Origin of the sequence: Streptomyces herbicida (assembly GCF_032656585.1) — a bacterium.
Taxonomy (GTDB): domain Bacteria; phylum Actinomycetota; class Actinomycetes; order Streptomycetales; family Streptomycetaceae; genus Streptomyces; species Streptomyces herbicida.
Genome location: NZ_JAUYWJ010000001.1, coordinates 543,753 through 557,132, shown reverse-complemented (window position 1 = coordinate 557,132; position 13,380 = coordinate 543,753). Strand labels below are relative to the sequence as shown.

Genomic DNA, 13,380 nt, shown 5'->3' with positions numbered 1-13,380 from the left:
GCGACACCGCCGACCGGCACATGCGTTCGCACACCACGAAGGCCCGGATCCTGAAAGGATCCGGGCCTTCGACTTCAGTAGCGGGGACAGGATTTGAACCTGCGACCTCTGGGTTATGAGCCCAGCGAGCTACCGAGCTGCTCCACCCCGCGCCGTTGTGAGGCAACCGTATCACGGCACGGGATGAAGAATTGATCAGCCGCTGCTCGGGCTGCCGCTCGGGCTCGGACTGCCGCTCGGACTCGGACTACCGCCCGGAGTCGGACTGCTGCCCGTCTTCCCGGCGTTGTTGCCGCCGCCGGTCTTGTCGGCCTTGGACTGGGCGTCCTCGGCTCGCTGCAGCGCGTCCTGCAGATCCTTCTGCGCCTTGCCGTACGCCTCCCAGTCCCCCTTCTTCAGGGCTTCCTGCCCCGCGTCGAAGGCCTTCTGGGCGTCGCTCAAAGCCTGTTGGACCGTCGGATTGCCGGACGGCGGCGGGTTGCCGGTGCCGGTGTCCGGTGGCGTACTGGTCGAACCCCTCACTCCGAAGACCTTGTTGAGGGCCTGGTCGAGTGTGTCCTCGAAGGCGTAGCTGGTGCCGTAGCTCACCAGTACCTTCCGCAGCAGCGGGTACTTGAGTCCGCCGCCGCGCACATAGACGGGCTCCACGTAGAGCAGTCCGCCGTCGAGCGGCACCGCCAGCAGGTTGCCGTACTCCACGCTCGAATGCCCGCGGCTCAGCAGGCTGATGGCCGAGGCGATGTCCTGTTCGGAGTTGAACTGGCTCTGAACCTGTTTGGGCCCGTTGACCGTTGTGCTCGTCGGCAGTTTCAGGATTCTGATCTTGCCGTAGTCGGGCGTGCCGGCCTCGGCGTCGATCGACATGAAGGCGCTGAGGTTGTCACGCCCGTTCGGGGTGAACGTCGTGGACAGTGAGAACGCCTGCGACGTCTGCCCTGGCATCTTCATGCTCAGGTAGTACGGCGGCACCGCGTTGCCCGACTTGTTGGTCGGGTCGTCCGGCACCTGCCACACCTCGCTGCCGGTCAGGAACGTCTGCGCGTCCGTCACGTGGTAGCGGGTGAGCAGCTCGCGCTGGACCTTGAACAGGTCCTGCGGGTACCGCAGATGGGCCAGCAGCGACTCGGAGATGGCCGTCTTCGGCTTCACCGTGCCGGGGAAGGCCTTCATCCAGGTCTTCAGCACCGGGTCCTTGGTGTCCCACTGGTAGAGCTTGACCTCGCCGGTGTACGCGTCGACCGTCGCCTTCACCGAGTTGCGGATGTAGTTGACCTGGTTCTGCTGGGCCACCACCGCACGGGAGTTGTTGGTGGCGGTCAGCGAGTCGGCCGTCGTATCGCCCAGGGTCGTACGGGAGGCGTACGGATAGCCGTTCGTCGTCGTGTACGCGTCCACGATCCACTGGATGTGACCGTCCACGACCGCCGGGTAGGCGTCGCCGTCGATGGTCAGCCAGGGGGCGACCGCCTCGACGCGCTCCTTGGGCGTGCGGTTGTAAAGGATCCGCGAGCCCTCGCCGATCGCGCCGGAGTAGAGGATCTGCGGCTCGTTGAAAGCCACCGCGTACGCGGCCCGGTTGATCGGGTTGGAGAGGTTGACCCCGCTCTTCGCCTTGTAGCTGGTGGTCTTCTCGCCGTTGTCGTCGGAGTAGTCGATCTCCTTCTGGGGACCGCCGACGATCGAGTACGTGTTGGTCTTCTCGCCGTAGTAGATCCGCTGCTGGTACGTCGGCAGGTCGCCCTGGGACGGCAGGTCGGACTCGGTGAAGACCGGGCGGCCCTCGGAGTCGGCCTCGGTGCCCTTGGCGGCGACCACGCCGTAACCGTGGGTGTAGCGGAAGTGGTCGTTGATCCAGTTGTTCTTCGGAATGCCGTCGAGGTTCAGCTCGCGCAGACCGATGACGGTGTCCTGGTCCTTGCCGTCGTTGGTGGGGTACCGGTCGACGTCGAGGTTGGTCGGGAACCCGTAGTAGTTCCGCATCTGCTGGAGCTGCTGGAACGTCGGCGAGACGATGTTCGGGTCCATGATCCGGATGCTCGCGGCGTCGTCGACGTCGTCGCGCAGCCTCGTCTTGTCCGTGGTCTTGCTCTTGCCCTCGTACTCGGTGACCTGGGCGTCGTCGATGCCGTACGCCTCACGGGTCGCCTTGAGGTTCTTCTGGACGTACGGGGCTTCCTTGGCCTGCTCGTTGGGCTGGACCTGGAACTTCTGGACGATGGCCGGGTACAGGCCGCCGATGAGGATCGCCGAGAGCACCATCAGGCCGAAGCCGATGACGGGCAGCTGCCAGGTGCGCCGCCACAGGGTGGCGAAGAACAGCAGCGCGCAGATGACGGCGATGAAGAACAGGATCGTCTTGGCCGGGAGATAGGCGTTCGCGTCGACGTACCTCAGGCCCGTCCAGTTTCCGGTCGCCTTGAAGTCACTGGACTTGACGGCGAGTCCGTACCGGTCGAGCCAGTAGGCGACCGCCTTCAGGGCGACGAAGATGCCGAGGAGCACCGACAGATGCCCAGTGGCCGCGGCCGTGGCACGGGCGCCCGGGCTGGTGACACGCAGCCCGCCGTACAGGTAGTGGGTCAGCGCGGCGGCGATCAGGGACAGGATCGCGGTGGCGAAGCCGAAGCCCAGCAGGAAGCGGTACCAGGGAAGATCGAAGGCGTAGAAGGAGACGTCGAGGTGGAACTGCGGGTCCTTCTGGTGGAAGGGCACGCCGTTGACCCACATCAGCCAGGTCCGCCACTGACCCGCCGCGGAGGCGCCTGCGATCAGGCCCACCAGCGCGGTGATGCCGAGCAGCAGCCACGTCTTGTACGGCGCGATGCCCATCCGGTAGCGGTCGAGGCTCTGCTGCTCGGTGGACATGGCGCTCAGCGGGGGCCGCAGCCGGTGCGCGAGCCAGATGTTGAAGCCGACCGCGGCCGCCATCAGCAGGCCGAAGACGGAGAAGAGCCCGATCTTGGTCCACAGCGTGGTGGTGAACACCGACGAGTAGTGCACCGAGCGGTACCACAGCCAGTCCGTCCAGAAGCCCGCGAACATGGTGAACGCCATGCCGAGGACGGCAAGGACGCCCAGTGTCATGAGCAGGCTGCGGGCGCGCCGGGACGGGCGGCCCACTCTGATCCGCGGCCCCGTCGGGCCCCCGCCGCGGTCCGGCATCTGGAAAGCCAAGGTGCGCACCTCGAAGTTCGCTGTTGATCCGTCAGGCCCTCGTGTTCGTGGACCGTCCGTGGCCCCCCGTGATCGTGGGCCCACATCTATGCAACTTACTCACCGTTTACTCGGTTCCCGATTCCGGCCGGGAACGAGGCAGGATTGTGACCATGTCCAACACTCCCATGGCAGCGAGCCCGCTCACCCGGGCCGTACTCGAGATCGACGAGTACGCCTCCGGCCTCGGCTGGGACCAGCCCGCTCGCCTCTTCGCCCTCGTAGACACCGCACGGCTACGGGCCCAGGAACCTGTCCTCGCGGCCCAGCTGGGCCTGCAGGACGAGTCCGGGACCACCGGTCTCACCCCGATCGAGCAGGACGAGATTCCAACGGGCAAGGCGCTCGACGAGTTCCTCGGCACCATCGCCTGGCCCGACGCGGTGGCCGGCTGCGCGCTCACGGTCGAGCGCCTGATGCTTCCCCCGTCCGCCGAGGCCCAAGTCCCGCAGGGCATGAGCGAGGCGAAGCTGGCCAAGTGGGTGGCGAGCCATCCCGAGCGCCAGGAGGTCCGGATGACGGTCGCCGTCCTGCGCGACGGCACCCGCGAATCCGCGGTGCGGCTGCGCGAGAAGGACACCCCGACGGAGGTTCTCACCGGCCCCGACCTGGTGCCCGGTCTGGCTGAGGCTCTGAAGGCGACGTTCGAGGACTGAAGTCCTCCTCCGGTACGGCACTGGGGGCGCCCCTCGTGACGAGGAGCGCCCCCAGCCGTGTGCGGGTGCCGGCGGTCAGCCCTTGGTGGTGCACTTCGGCAGGGCCGCGGTGTCGCCGCTGCGGATGTCCTTGAGGGCGCCGAGGGCATCGTTGATGGTCTTCACCTTGACGAGGGTGAGACCGCTCGGGGTGTCCTTCGCGGCGGCCGCGCAGTTCTCGGCGGGCGTGAGGAAGTACTGGGCGCCCTTGCTGCGCGCGCCGACGGTCTTCATCTCGATGCCTCCGATCGGCCCGACGGTGCCCTCGTCGTCGATGGTGCCGGTGCCGGCGACGAACTTGCCGCCGGTGAGGCTGCCCGGGGTGAGCTTGTCGTAGATGCCGAGCGAGAACATCAGCCCGGCGCTGGGCCCGCCGACGTCGGCGAGCTTGATGTCGATGGTGAACGGAAAGGTGTGGTCCGTCCCGGCGGAGATCCCGACGATGGCGCGCTTGGCGCCATTGTCGCTGGACGTCGTGGTGGTGATCGTGACGTCCTGGGTCCTGGTCGCCGGCTTGTTCGCCTTCTCGGCGGCGGCCTGCTCCTTGGCCGGGACGACGGTGAAGACGACGTCCTGGCCGGGCGTGTGCTTGGTCACCAGCTTCGCGACCTCGGACGGCTGCTTGATCGCCGTGCCGTCGACGGCCTTGATCACGTCACCGGCGTGCAGCTTGCCCTCGGCCGGGGAGTTCTTGACCACCGTCGAGACGATCACCCAGGACTTCACGGGGATGCCGAGCTCCTTCAGGGCGGCGACCTTGGCGCTCTCCTGGGACTGGCTGAATTCCTCGGCGTTCTCCTGGGTGGACTGCTCCTCCGTCTTGCCGTCCGGGTAGAGCGTGTCGTGCGGCACCACCTTGTTGTCATGTGCCAGCCAGCCGTAGACGGCCTCGACGAGGTTCATCTTGTAGTCGGCGCTGGTGACCCGCACGGTGGTCATGTTGAGATGCCCGGAGGTGGCGTAGGTCTTGTGCCCGGAGACCTGCAGCACCGGCTCGCCGTCATGGTCCCCGAGGGTGTTCACGGTCGGCCCGGGGGACATCTCCGAGTACGGCACGGGGATGAGCACTCCCGCGCACAGGAGCGCGATCAGCATCAGGGTGGAGGCGAGCATCGTCGCGGTGCGGCGTGGCATGTCTCGACAGTACGGGACGCGTCTGTCAGCACACCGTCAGGGCACCCCCGTCACATGCCTCAGGTACTGGAGTGGGACCTCTCCATGGCCTCGCGGAACCGGGCGTACCCGTCGAGTTCCGGGCCGTCGCTGCGGGCCTTCCGGGTCCGGTTGGCCCAACTTCCCCACAGACCGGCGCCTATCGCAGCGACAAGCGGAATAAGCAACCAGGCGAGCGCCGCCATGCCGACCTCCCGACCCCTATGAGCGTCCGCGACTGACTGATCAGCAGATTAACCATCCGCACTGACAACGCTCACGCCGGGGGTGTGGTTACGCAACCGGAGAACAGCGGGGTGAATTCAGCAGGCCCCGACCCACTCCTCGGTCCCGTCGGAGAACTTCTGGTGCTTCCAGATGGGCACTTCGTGCTTGAGGTCGTCGATCAGCTTCCGGCAGGCCTCGAAGGCCTCGCCCCGGTGCGGACACGCGACCGCGACGACGACGGCGAGATCCCCGACCCCGAGGTCCCCCACACGGTGGACGGCGGCCAGCGCCCGCACCGGGAACTCCGCGACCACCTTCTCGGCGATCTTCCGCATCTCGGCCTCGGCACTGGGGTGGCACGAGTACCCGAGCTCGTCCACGTCGGCCCCGCCGTCGTGATTGCGCACGGTCCCCACGAAGAGCGCGATGCCGCCCGCCGCGTCGTCCCCGACGGCCCGGAAAACCTCGTCCACGGAGAGCGCGGTCTCGCGGATGGCGATCAGCTTGATGGGCTCGTGAGCCGCCTGCTCGCCGGGGTGATCGTTCGTGGGTGCCATGCCTCCATCGTGCCGCATGCCTCCGACGACACGGAATGCGGCTTTCATCAGGCACGCGCGTGGGGCGATTTGGAGTGTCCTACAGAGCCGCTTCTCGGCCGGATTCCCGCGGGTCCTTCTCGGCCGGCTTCCCGCCGGTCCAGGGAGCGGGGGACGGGAGCCCCCTGGCTCGGCCGAGGGGACAGAGCCCCTTGGCTCACAGCCGCCGCCGAGCCTTCCGAGCCCGCCGGACCACAGCGGCAGCGCCCAGCAGAGCCACCGTCGCCCCCGCCGCACCCGCGGCCGTGGCGTCCTTGCGTCCGAGCCGCCGCCCGGCGACCGTGTGCCGCCCGGACACCTCCTCCAGCAGCTCCGCGAGCACCTCCTCGTTGGTCCACCGCGGCCGCCACCCGGCGTCGTGCAGCCGGCTCCCGCTCACCACCCAGGGGTACATCGTGTAAGCCAGGTCTCCGGCCGGGGACGGAGTGAGCCCGATCCGGTGCAACCGTGCCGCCGCACCCAGCGCGACGGCCGACGGCAGCTCCATCCGCCGGATCCCGGTGAGCTCCTCGACCTCCTCCTGCTCCAGCCACCCGTCGCAGCCGACGGCCAGCTCACCGTCGACCTTCTCCAGAACCGCGTACTCCAGAGCACTGCACAGGTCCTCGACGTGGCAGAACTGCCAAGCGGGCCGCGACCCGGCTACGACAAGCAGCCGAGGCGACTCGAAGTACCTGGTCAGCGCGGTGTCGGTGCCCCCGACCAGCACCGCGGGCCGCACCACGGTGACGTTGAGCCCCGGATGCGCCCGCGGAGCGCGCCGCGCGAGCCGCTCGATCTCCAGCAGGTCCCCCACACCGGTGGCCTCGGCCGTCGCCCGCAGCTCCGCGTCCTCCGACAGCGGCAGCTCGTTGTCCGGCAGCGCCCCGTAGACCATCGACGACGTGCACAGCACCACACGGTGCACCCCTGCCGCCGCCGCGGCGGTCAGCACGGTCTGCGTCCCCCGAACGTTGTAGGCCGTCCGGGCGGCAGCGTCACTCCCCAGGTCGAGGTCGAGCGCCAGGTGAACCACCACGTCCGCGCCCCGCAGCTTGTCCGCGATGGCCGGATCCCGCACGTCGAGAATGTGCCACTGCGCCCCCGCGCACTCCCCGCGCCGCTCGTCGATGGCGACGACCTGCTTGATCGCGTCGGACGCGGCGAGCCGCTCGGTCAGCAGCGCGCCGACCCCGGTCGCGGCACCGGTGACCGCGACAACGGGCCCGCGCACCGCGGGAGGGGTGGAATGGTTTCGCGCTCCGCGAACCTGCGGATCTGGGGAACTCACCGGGCGTCTCCAGCGGTTGTCTTCAGTACGGGCGCGAGTGACGCGTACGTACCAGGTGGCATCCATCCTGCCGCAGGCCAAGAGTCGGCGAAGCACCGAGGCCCGAACGGGCCCGGGTGTCTACGCTGGGTGGTGTTGTCGGGCAGCCGCGCCGCCGGAGAGAACCGGCGGCCTTACCAGCCGAGGAACCCCGTGAGTGACACCCCATTCGGATTCGGCCTTCCGCCGGAGGAGCCGGAAGACGGCGACGAGGGCAAGAAGAAGGACCAGCAGAGCGGTGGTGGGCAGGGACCGGACAACCCGTTCGGTTTCGGGCTGCCCGGAGCCGGCGGCTTCGGCGGCCCGGGTGCGGACAATCCGCTCGCTGCCATGTTCGGTTCACTGAACCCCACCGACCTGGGCGCCGCGTTCCAGCAGCTGGGCCAGATGCTCTCCTACGAGGGCGGCCCGGTGAACTGGGACATGGCCAAGCAGATCGCCCGCCAGACGGTCTCCCAGGGCACGCAGGACGGCGTCAAGGACCCGAGCATCGGCCCGGCCGAGCGCACCGCGGTCGAGGAGGCCGTCCGCCTGGCCGACCTGTGGCTGGACGACGCGACGTCCCTGCCGTCCGGTGCCGGCTCCGCGGTCGCGTGGTCGCGCGCGGAGTGGGTCGAGGCGACCCTGCCCGCGTGGAAGGAGCTCGTCGACCCGGTCGCGGAGCGCGTCGGCGCGGCGATGGGCGACGTCCTGCCGGAGGAGATGCAGGCCATGGCCGGCCCGCTGATCGGCATGATGCGCTCGATGGGCGGTGCCATGTTCGGCACGCAGATCGGGCAGGCCGTGGGCGTGCTCGCGGGCGAGGTCGTCGGCTCGACCGACATCGGGCTGCCGCTCGGCCCGGCGGGCAGGGCCGCCCTGCTGCCGGTGAACATCGAGGCGCTCGGCAAGGACCTGGGCGTGGCGAAGGACGAGGTGCGGCTCTACCTCGCCCTGCGCGAGGCCGCCCACCAGCGCCTGTTCGCGCATGTGCCGTGGCTGCGCTCGCATCTGTTCGGCGCGGTCGACGGGTACGCGCGCGGGATCAAGGTCGACACGGCCAAGCTGGAGGACGTCGTCGGCCAGTTCGACCCGCAGAACCCGGAGCAGCTGCAGGACGCGCTCCAGCAGGGCATGTTCCAGCCGGAGGACACGCCCGAGCAGAAGGCCGCTCTGGCCCGTCTGGAGACGGCTCTGGCGCTCGTCGAGGGCTGGGTCGACGCGGTGGTCCACGCGGCCGCGAAGCCGCGTCTGTCGTCCGCCGACGCCCTGCGCGAGACGCTGCGCCGCCGCCGCGCCACGGGCGGCCCGGCCGAGCAGACGTTCGCCACGCTGATCGGCCTGGAGCTGCGCCCGCGCCGGCTGCGCGACGCCTCCCGCCTGTGGGCCTCGCTCACCGACGCCCGCGGGGTCGACGGCCGGGACGCCCTGTGGGCCCACCCGGACATGCTGCCGACGGCCACCGACCTGGACGACCCGGACGGCTTCGTACACCGCGAGCAGCTCGACTTCTCCGAGCTGGACAAGATCCTCGGTGAGGCGGCGGGCGGCTCCGGCGAAAAGCCGAACCTGAAGAAGGACACCGAGGACGACAAGGGCGACGACGCCGAGTGAGCCTGCACGACAACGCGGTCCTCGTGCTGAAGGGCTTCGAGGGCCAGGAAGAGCTGTGCCAGTCCTACCTGGACCACTTGGCGGCACATCCGGACGGCATGTGGAAGGCCTGCCATGCGGGCCACATCACGGCGAGCGCCCTGGTGATCGACCCGGAGCACGGCCGTGTGCTGCTCACGCTGCACCGGAAGCTGCGCATGTGGCTGCAGATGGGCGGCCACTGCGAGCCGGGCGACGCCACACTGGAGGCGGCGGCGCTGCGTGAGGCGACCGAGGAGTCCGGCATCCGGGGTCTGACGCTGCTTCCGGGCGGTCCGGTCCGCCTGGACCGGCATCCGATCCCCGCACCGTGCCACTGGCACTTCGACGTCCAGTACGCGGTCCTCGCCCCGCGCGACGCCGAGCACGCCGTCAGCGACGAGTCGCTGGACGTGCGCTGGTTCGGCTACGACGAGGTGGCGGAGGTCGCCGACGACTCGGTCGTACGGCTGCTGGAGGCGACGCGCGCCAGGCTCGGTGCTTGAGCCACATGTAAGGGGCGACCGCTTGGGCGGCCGCCCCTTACGTTGGCTTACTGGACGCTCAGCTCCAGACGTTGCCCTGGTTCTGCGCTCGCGCCCCGTGCTGCCCCATGCCGAACTGCGCGGCGAGGCCCTGGCCGATCACCGCGTTCTGCGGCGGCAGCAGCTCGCTGGGCTGGACGAGCGCGAAGCCGCTGCCCATGAAGCTCAGCTCCCAGCCCTCGCCGGTGTTGCCGCGCCGCCGCCACACACCGGAGGAGTGCGTCTGGGCCTGCATCTGCACACGCAGCCCGGTGGACCAGGCGACGATCGCGTCGGCGTCGCAGTTGACGTACTTGTCGGGCGTGACCTGCATCATCAGCGGCGCACCGGAGGTCATCAGGGCGACCTTGCCGCGACCGGTGATGTTGAGCTGGTACTTCCCGGAGCCGGAGATGCCGTACAGGCTGTCGACGGCGATGACCTCGTGGTGCAGCGAGGAGTCCATGGCCAGGACATAGCTGCTGTCGACGGTCAGCCCGTCCTGCTCCACGTCCACCACGTGGATGTGCTGGGCGAGGTTGGCGAGGTAGACCGTGCCCTGCCCGTGGCAGCGCATCAGGTTGAGGCCCTCGCCGGTGTAGGCACGCGCGCGTGCCTGGTTGTTGCTCTGGTACTCGGCATCGAACTCGACGAGGCCCTGGTAGGCGACCATGGTGCCCTTGCGGGCGAGGATGTCGTCGTGTCCCTCCAGGACGACGCGCAGCATCTGCTTGTTCTGCAGGCTGTAGCGCTCCTGGGCCTGTGAGTCGTTGAAGGCGAAAAGCGGGCTCTGCATGGTGTCTCTGATCCCCCTCAGCCCCGGATCCGGAGGCGGTCGGTGCTGTCCTCGCTGGGCTGGACGACGACGATCCCCTGGCCGGAGAAGGCCATCTGGAAGGCCTCACCGCTGCCCCGGCCGATCAGCGACTGCGCCTTGAAGCTGCGCTTGCCCTTCACCTTGAGGTTCGGGGACCAGGCGACGAGCGCGTCGGGGTCGACGTACGTCTCGTCCTCACCGCCACCGCAGTCGACGACGATCGGCTTGCCGCGCGAGGTCAGGGCCACCCAGCCCTGACCGGAGATCTTCGTGTTCCACAGACCCTGTCCGGCGAACTTCGCCAGCCCCTTGACCCGCTCCACGCCCCAGGTGAGGTGGGCGTCGAAGGCGAGCAGATTGGTGGCGTTGACGGAGATGCCGTCGCCGTTGAGGTTGATCACGACGACGTTCGCCCCGTAGTCGGCGAGGTAGAGCAGGCCGTCGCCGGAGCACTTCATCAGGGGGGCGCCCTCGCCGGTGATCCAGTCGCGTGCGATCTGGCGCACGGCCGGCGGGTTGGGCTCGTACTGGACGAAGCCCTCGTAGGCGACCATCGACCCCACGCGCGCGAGGAGGTCGTTCCCGGTCTGCATGGCGACCTTCAGCATGTGGTTGCCGTGGTTCTCCATGCGGGCGGTGACAGGTGCGGGGGCGTAGCCCGCAAGTGGTGGCTGGTTCATGACGGGCTCCCTCAGACCTCGTACGGCTGGACGACGATGAAGTTGCCGGGTGCTCCCCGGAACTGGAGGTTGACGCTCTCTCCGGTGTCGCCCGGATAGGCGTTGCGGCGCATCCGGACCTGGCTGGAGACGATCACCTGGGAGGCGGCGGACCACGCGACCACCGCGTTGCAGTCGGCGAACGTGGTGGGCGTCACCGGCAGGACGACGGGCGTGCCGTGCGTCTTCACGACGATCGTGCCGGTCCCCTGGAACTGCATCGTGAACAGCGCGCCCCCGGGGATGCCGTGGCCCTCGACGCGGCGGACCTCGTACTGGAGGCTCTCGTCGAAGGCGAGGACATTCTCCGCGGAGACGCAGATCGCGTCGCCCTGGAGCTCGACGGGGTGCAGGTGGGTGGAGTTCTCGGCGAGGAACACCTGGCCCTGGCCGGTACAGCGCATCAGCTGCATCTCCTGGCCGGTCGCGTTGCCCACGATCCGGCCGGCGAAGCCGGCGCCCTTGTAGCTGAAGTCGACCTTGCCCTGGTAGAGCACCATGCTGCCCTGGCGGGCGAGTACGGGCTGGCCGCCGATGCCGAGGTCGACCCGGATCAGCTTCTTGTTCTGCTGCGTCCAGCGCTGCCCGGTGGGCGTCTCCTTGAACTGCTGGAGCGCGGCGGTCACACCGGCGCCGCCCTGGGGAGCGCCCTGCGGCACTCCGTAGGGGGCGGGCTGCTGGCCGGGGACCTGCCCGAACGGCGGCTGCTGACCGTAGCCCGGGGGCGGGGTCGGCTGGCCGTAGCCGGGGGGCGGCGCAGGGGCCTGCGGCGCCGGGGGCTGGCCGTAGCCGGGGGGCATGGGGGCGTTCGGAGCGGGCGGCTGTCCGTACGCCGGCTGGGGCTGGCCGTAGGGGGCGGGCGCCGGGGCCGGAGGAGGCACCGTGCCGCCGGCGGGCGGGGCCAGGGGGGCGATGAGGGTCGGCGCGGCGTGCACGTTGGGCACGGGCGGCGTGGTTCCCGGCGGCGGTGTGAATCCCTGTGGAGCGGGGGCCGGTGCCGGTGCGGGAGGAGGGGTCGGAGCGGGCGCGGGAGCCTGGGCGGTCGGGGCACCGAACGCGGGAGGGGCCGCTGCCTGGGCGGGCGCGGCGAAGCCCGGAGCGGCGCCGGTCTGCGGCTGCTGCGGGGCCGCGGGTGCCTCCTCTTCGAGGACCTCGCCGCCGAAGTTCTTCAGCAGCGCCTCGAGACCGCCGTCGAAGCCCTGGCCGACGGCGGCGAACCGCCACACGTCCTTCAGATAGAAGTCGCCCAGCATCACGGCCCGCTCGGTGGAGAACTCCGAGCCGCTGAAGGAGTACCGGGCCACCTCCTCACCGCCGGCGACGATGCGGACATATCCGGGGTTGATCTGCGACATCTGCCCGGCGCCGTCGATGGTCGCCGTGAACGACAGCTTCTGGATCTGCGGCGGGATCCTGTCCAGCGTGATCCGGAAGGACTCCGTGTCGCCCGCCTGGGTACCCAGCAGCTGGATGGACTCCTCGGGGGACTTCGGCTGGTTGAAGAAGACGAAGTACCGGTCGTCCGAGAGACGTTCGTCGGCGTCGAGGCCGAAGCAGCTGATGTCGAAGGTCAGTCCGGGGGCGGAAATCTGCACGCCTACGTACAGATCCGTGCCCGCGGTGAGGTCACTGATCCTGGCCTTGTGGCCGCGTTGGAATTCCCTGGCCATACGTAACGACCGTCCCCCATCCCGAATGTGAGTGCGTCGCGCCAGGCTAACGGCAAAACCGGACACCGGACGACGTCGGTACAGACCCGGTACACAACCGCGCTCAGCGGCGTAGGACGCCCCGCCCGCCGGGCAGGTCACTCACCGCGCACATCGGGCAAATGAGGCAAACGCCCCGCCGCAACCACACCTTCGAGATAGCCGCGGGCCCGCTCGGTCCGCGGGTACGCCTCCAACAGCCGCCAGAAGCGTGGCCCATGCCCGGGCACCAGCAGATGCGCGAGCTCATGGCACAGCACGTAGTCGACCACGTACTCCGGCATGCCCTGCAACCGGTGCGAGAGGCGAATGCTGCCCTCGGCCGGGGTGCACGACCCCCAGCGCGTGTTCTGATTTGTGACCCAGCGCACAGAGGTGGGCCGGGCCCGGCCGTCGAAGTACTGGTCCGACAGCCGCTGGGCCCGCTCGGCCAGTTCGGCGTCGCCCAGCACCCGCTTGCTCTCCTGGGCAGCGAGTTTGTCGAGCATGACGGTCACCCAGCGTTGCTCCTCCGCCTCGGACATCCGGGCGGGGATCAGCACGACGGTGCGATCGCCCTCGCGGTACGCGGAGACCGTCCGGCGTCGCCGGGCACTCCTGCGAACCTCGATCGCGCTCGCCCCCGAGCCGCTCGGCGGCAGGCTCGTCGTGCTGCGCTGTGGCTTTCCGGCGCGGTGCAGGGGGTCGGCGGGCACGCCCCGACGTTACCCGCTGCATGCGCGTGAAGTCCCGGCTCCGGGACGGTTCGATGCCGATCCCCCACATGCGTTTGATTTGTACGACGAAAACCCACCGCCTGTGGACAAC

The 13,380-nt window shown here is 69.4% G+C and carries 11 protein-coding genes and 1 tRNA gene; 3 read left to right on the top strand and 9 right to left on the bottom strand.

Annotated features, from left to right (window positions below):
* Positions 1-78 precede the first annotated feature (78 nt).
* Positions 79-152: transfer RNA gene (locus Q8A52_RS02525), tRNA-Met, on the bottom strand.
* Between the two features lie 43 nt (positions 153-195).
* On the bottom strand, positions 196-3,183 hold the full coding sequence (locus Q8A52_RS02520; RefSeq protein ID WP_316748287.1) for a UPF0182 family membrane protein: 2,988 nt from the start codon (positions 3,181-3,183) through the stop codon (positions 196-198).
* A 143-nt stretch (positions 3,184-3,326) separates the two neighbouring features.
* On the opposite strand from Q8A52_RS02520, the gene Q8A52_RS02515 reads away from it, so the two are divergent.
* Entirely contained in the window at positions 3,327-3,869 is a 543-nt protein-coding gene (locus Q8A52_RS02515; RefSeq protein WP_316748285.1) for a PPA1309 family protein, read from the top strand.
* A gap of 75 nt (positions 3,870-3,944) precedes the next feature.
* On the opposite strand, the gene Q8A52_RS02510 is transcribed toward Q8A52_RS02515, so the two are convergent.
* The 3 genes from Q8A52_RS02510 to Q8A52_RS02500 form a co-directional block, all read right to left on the bottom strand.
* Positions 3,945-5,042 carry a YlbL family protein gene (locus tag Q8A52_RS02510; RefSeq protein ID WP_316748282.1) on the bottom strand — a complete coding sequence of 366 codons (1,098 nt, stop codon included), beginning with the start codon at positions 5,040-5,042 and terminating at the stop codon, positions 3,945-3,947.
* Between the two features lie 341 nt (positions 5,043-5,383).
* Positions 5,384-5,845 (bottom strand): molybdenum cofactor biosynthesis protein MoaE, encoded by a 462-nt coding sequence (locus Q8A52_RS02505; protein WP_316748281.1) that lies wholly within the window; start codon positions 5,843-5,845, stop codon positions 5,384-5,386.
* A 196-nt stretch (positions 5,846-6,041) separates the two neighbouring features.
* A complete protein-coding gene (locus Q8A52_RS02500; RefSeq protein ID WP_316748278.1) occupies positions 6,042-7,154 on the bottom strand; it encodes an SDR family oxidoreductase in 1,113 nt (370 codons plus the stop codon).
* Positions 7,155-7,346: 192 nt separating this feature from the next.
* Between Q8A52_RS02500 and Q8A52_RS02495 the strand changes: the two genes are divergently transcribed.
* Together Q8A52_RS02495 and Q8A52_RS02490 are read left to right on the top strand one after the other, a co-directional pair.
* On the top strand, positions 7,347-8,786 hold the full coding sequence (locus Q8A52_RS02495; RefSeq protein WP_316748276.1) for a zinc-dependent metalloprotease: 1,440 nt from the start codon (positions 7,347-7,349) through the stop codon (positions 8,784-8,786).
* Entirely contained in the window at positions 8,783-9,310 is a 528-nt protein-coding gene (locus Q8A52_RS02490) for an NUDIX hydrolase (protein ID WP_316748274.1), read from the top strand. The genes Q8A52_RS02495 and Q8A52_RS02490 overlap by 4 nt, the downstream gene beginning before the upstream one ends.
* 58 nt (positions 9,311-9,368) lie before the next feature.
* Here the strand turns inward: Q8A52_RS02490 and Q8A52_RS02485 are convergent, their stop codons facing one another.
* From Q8A52_RS02485 to Q8A52_RS02470, 4 genes are all read right to left on the bottom strand, one after another.
* Positions 9,369-10,124: an AIM24 family protein gene (locus Q8A52_RS02485; RefSeq protein ID WP_316748272.1), complete on the bottom strand. Its 756-nt coding sequence runs from the start codon at positions 10,122-10,124 to the stop codon at positions 9,369-9,371.
* 17 nt (positions 10,125-10,141) lie between these two features.
* On the bottom strand, positions 10,142-10,825 hold the full coding sequence (locus Q8A52_RS02480) for an AIM24 family protein (protein ID WP_316748270.1): 684 nt from the start codon (positions 10,823-10,825) through the stop codon (positions 10,142-10,144).
* 11 nt (positions 10,826-10,836) lie between these two features.
* Positions 10,837-12,534 (bottom strand): TerD family protein, encoded by a 1,698-nt coding sequence (locus tag Q8A52_RS02475; RefSeq protein ID WP_316748268.1) that lies wholly within the window; start codon positions 12,532-12,534, stop codon positions 10,837-10,839.
* A gap of 137 nt (positions 12,535-12,671) precedes the next feature.
* Entirely contained in the window at positions 12,672-13,268 is a 597-nt protein-coding gene (locus tag Q8A52_RS02470) for a M48 metallopeptidase family protein (RefSeq protein ID WP_316748266.1), read from the bottom strand.
* Positions 13,269-13,380: the final 112 nt, after the last annotated feature.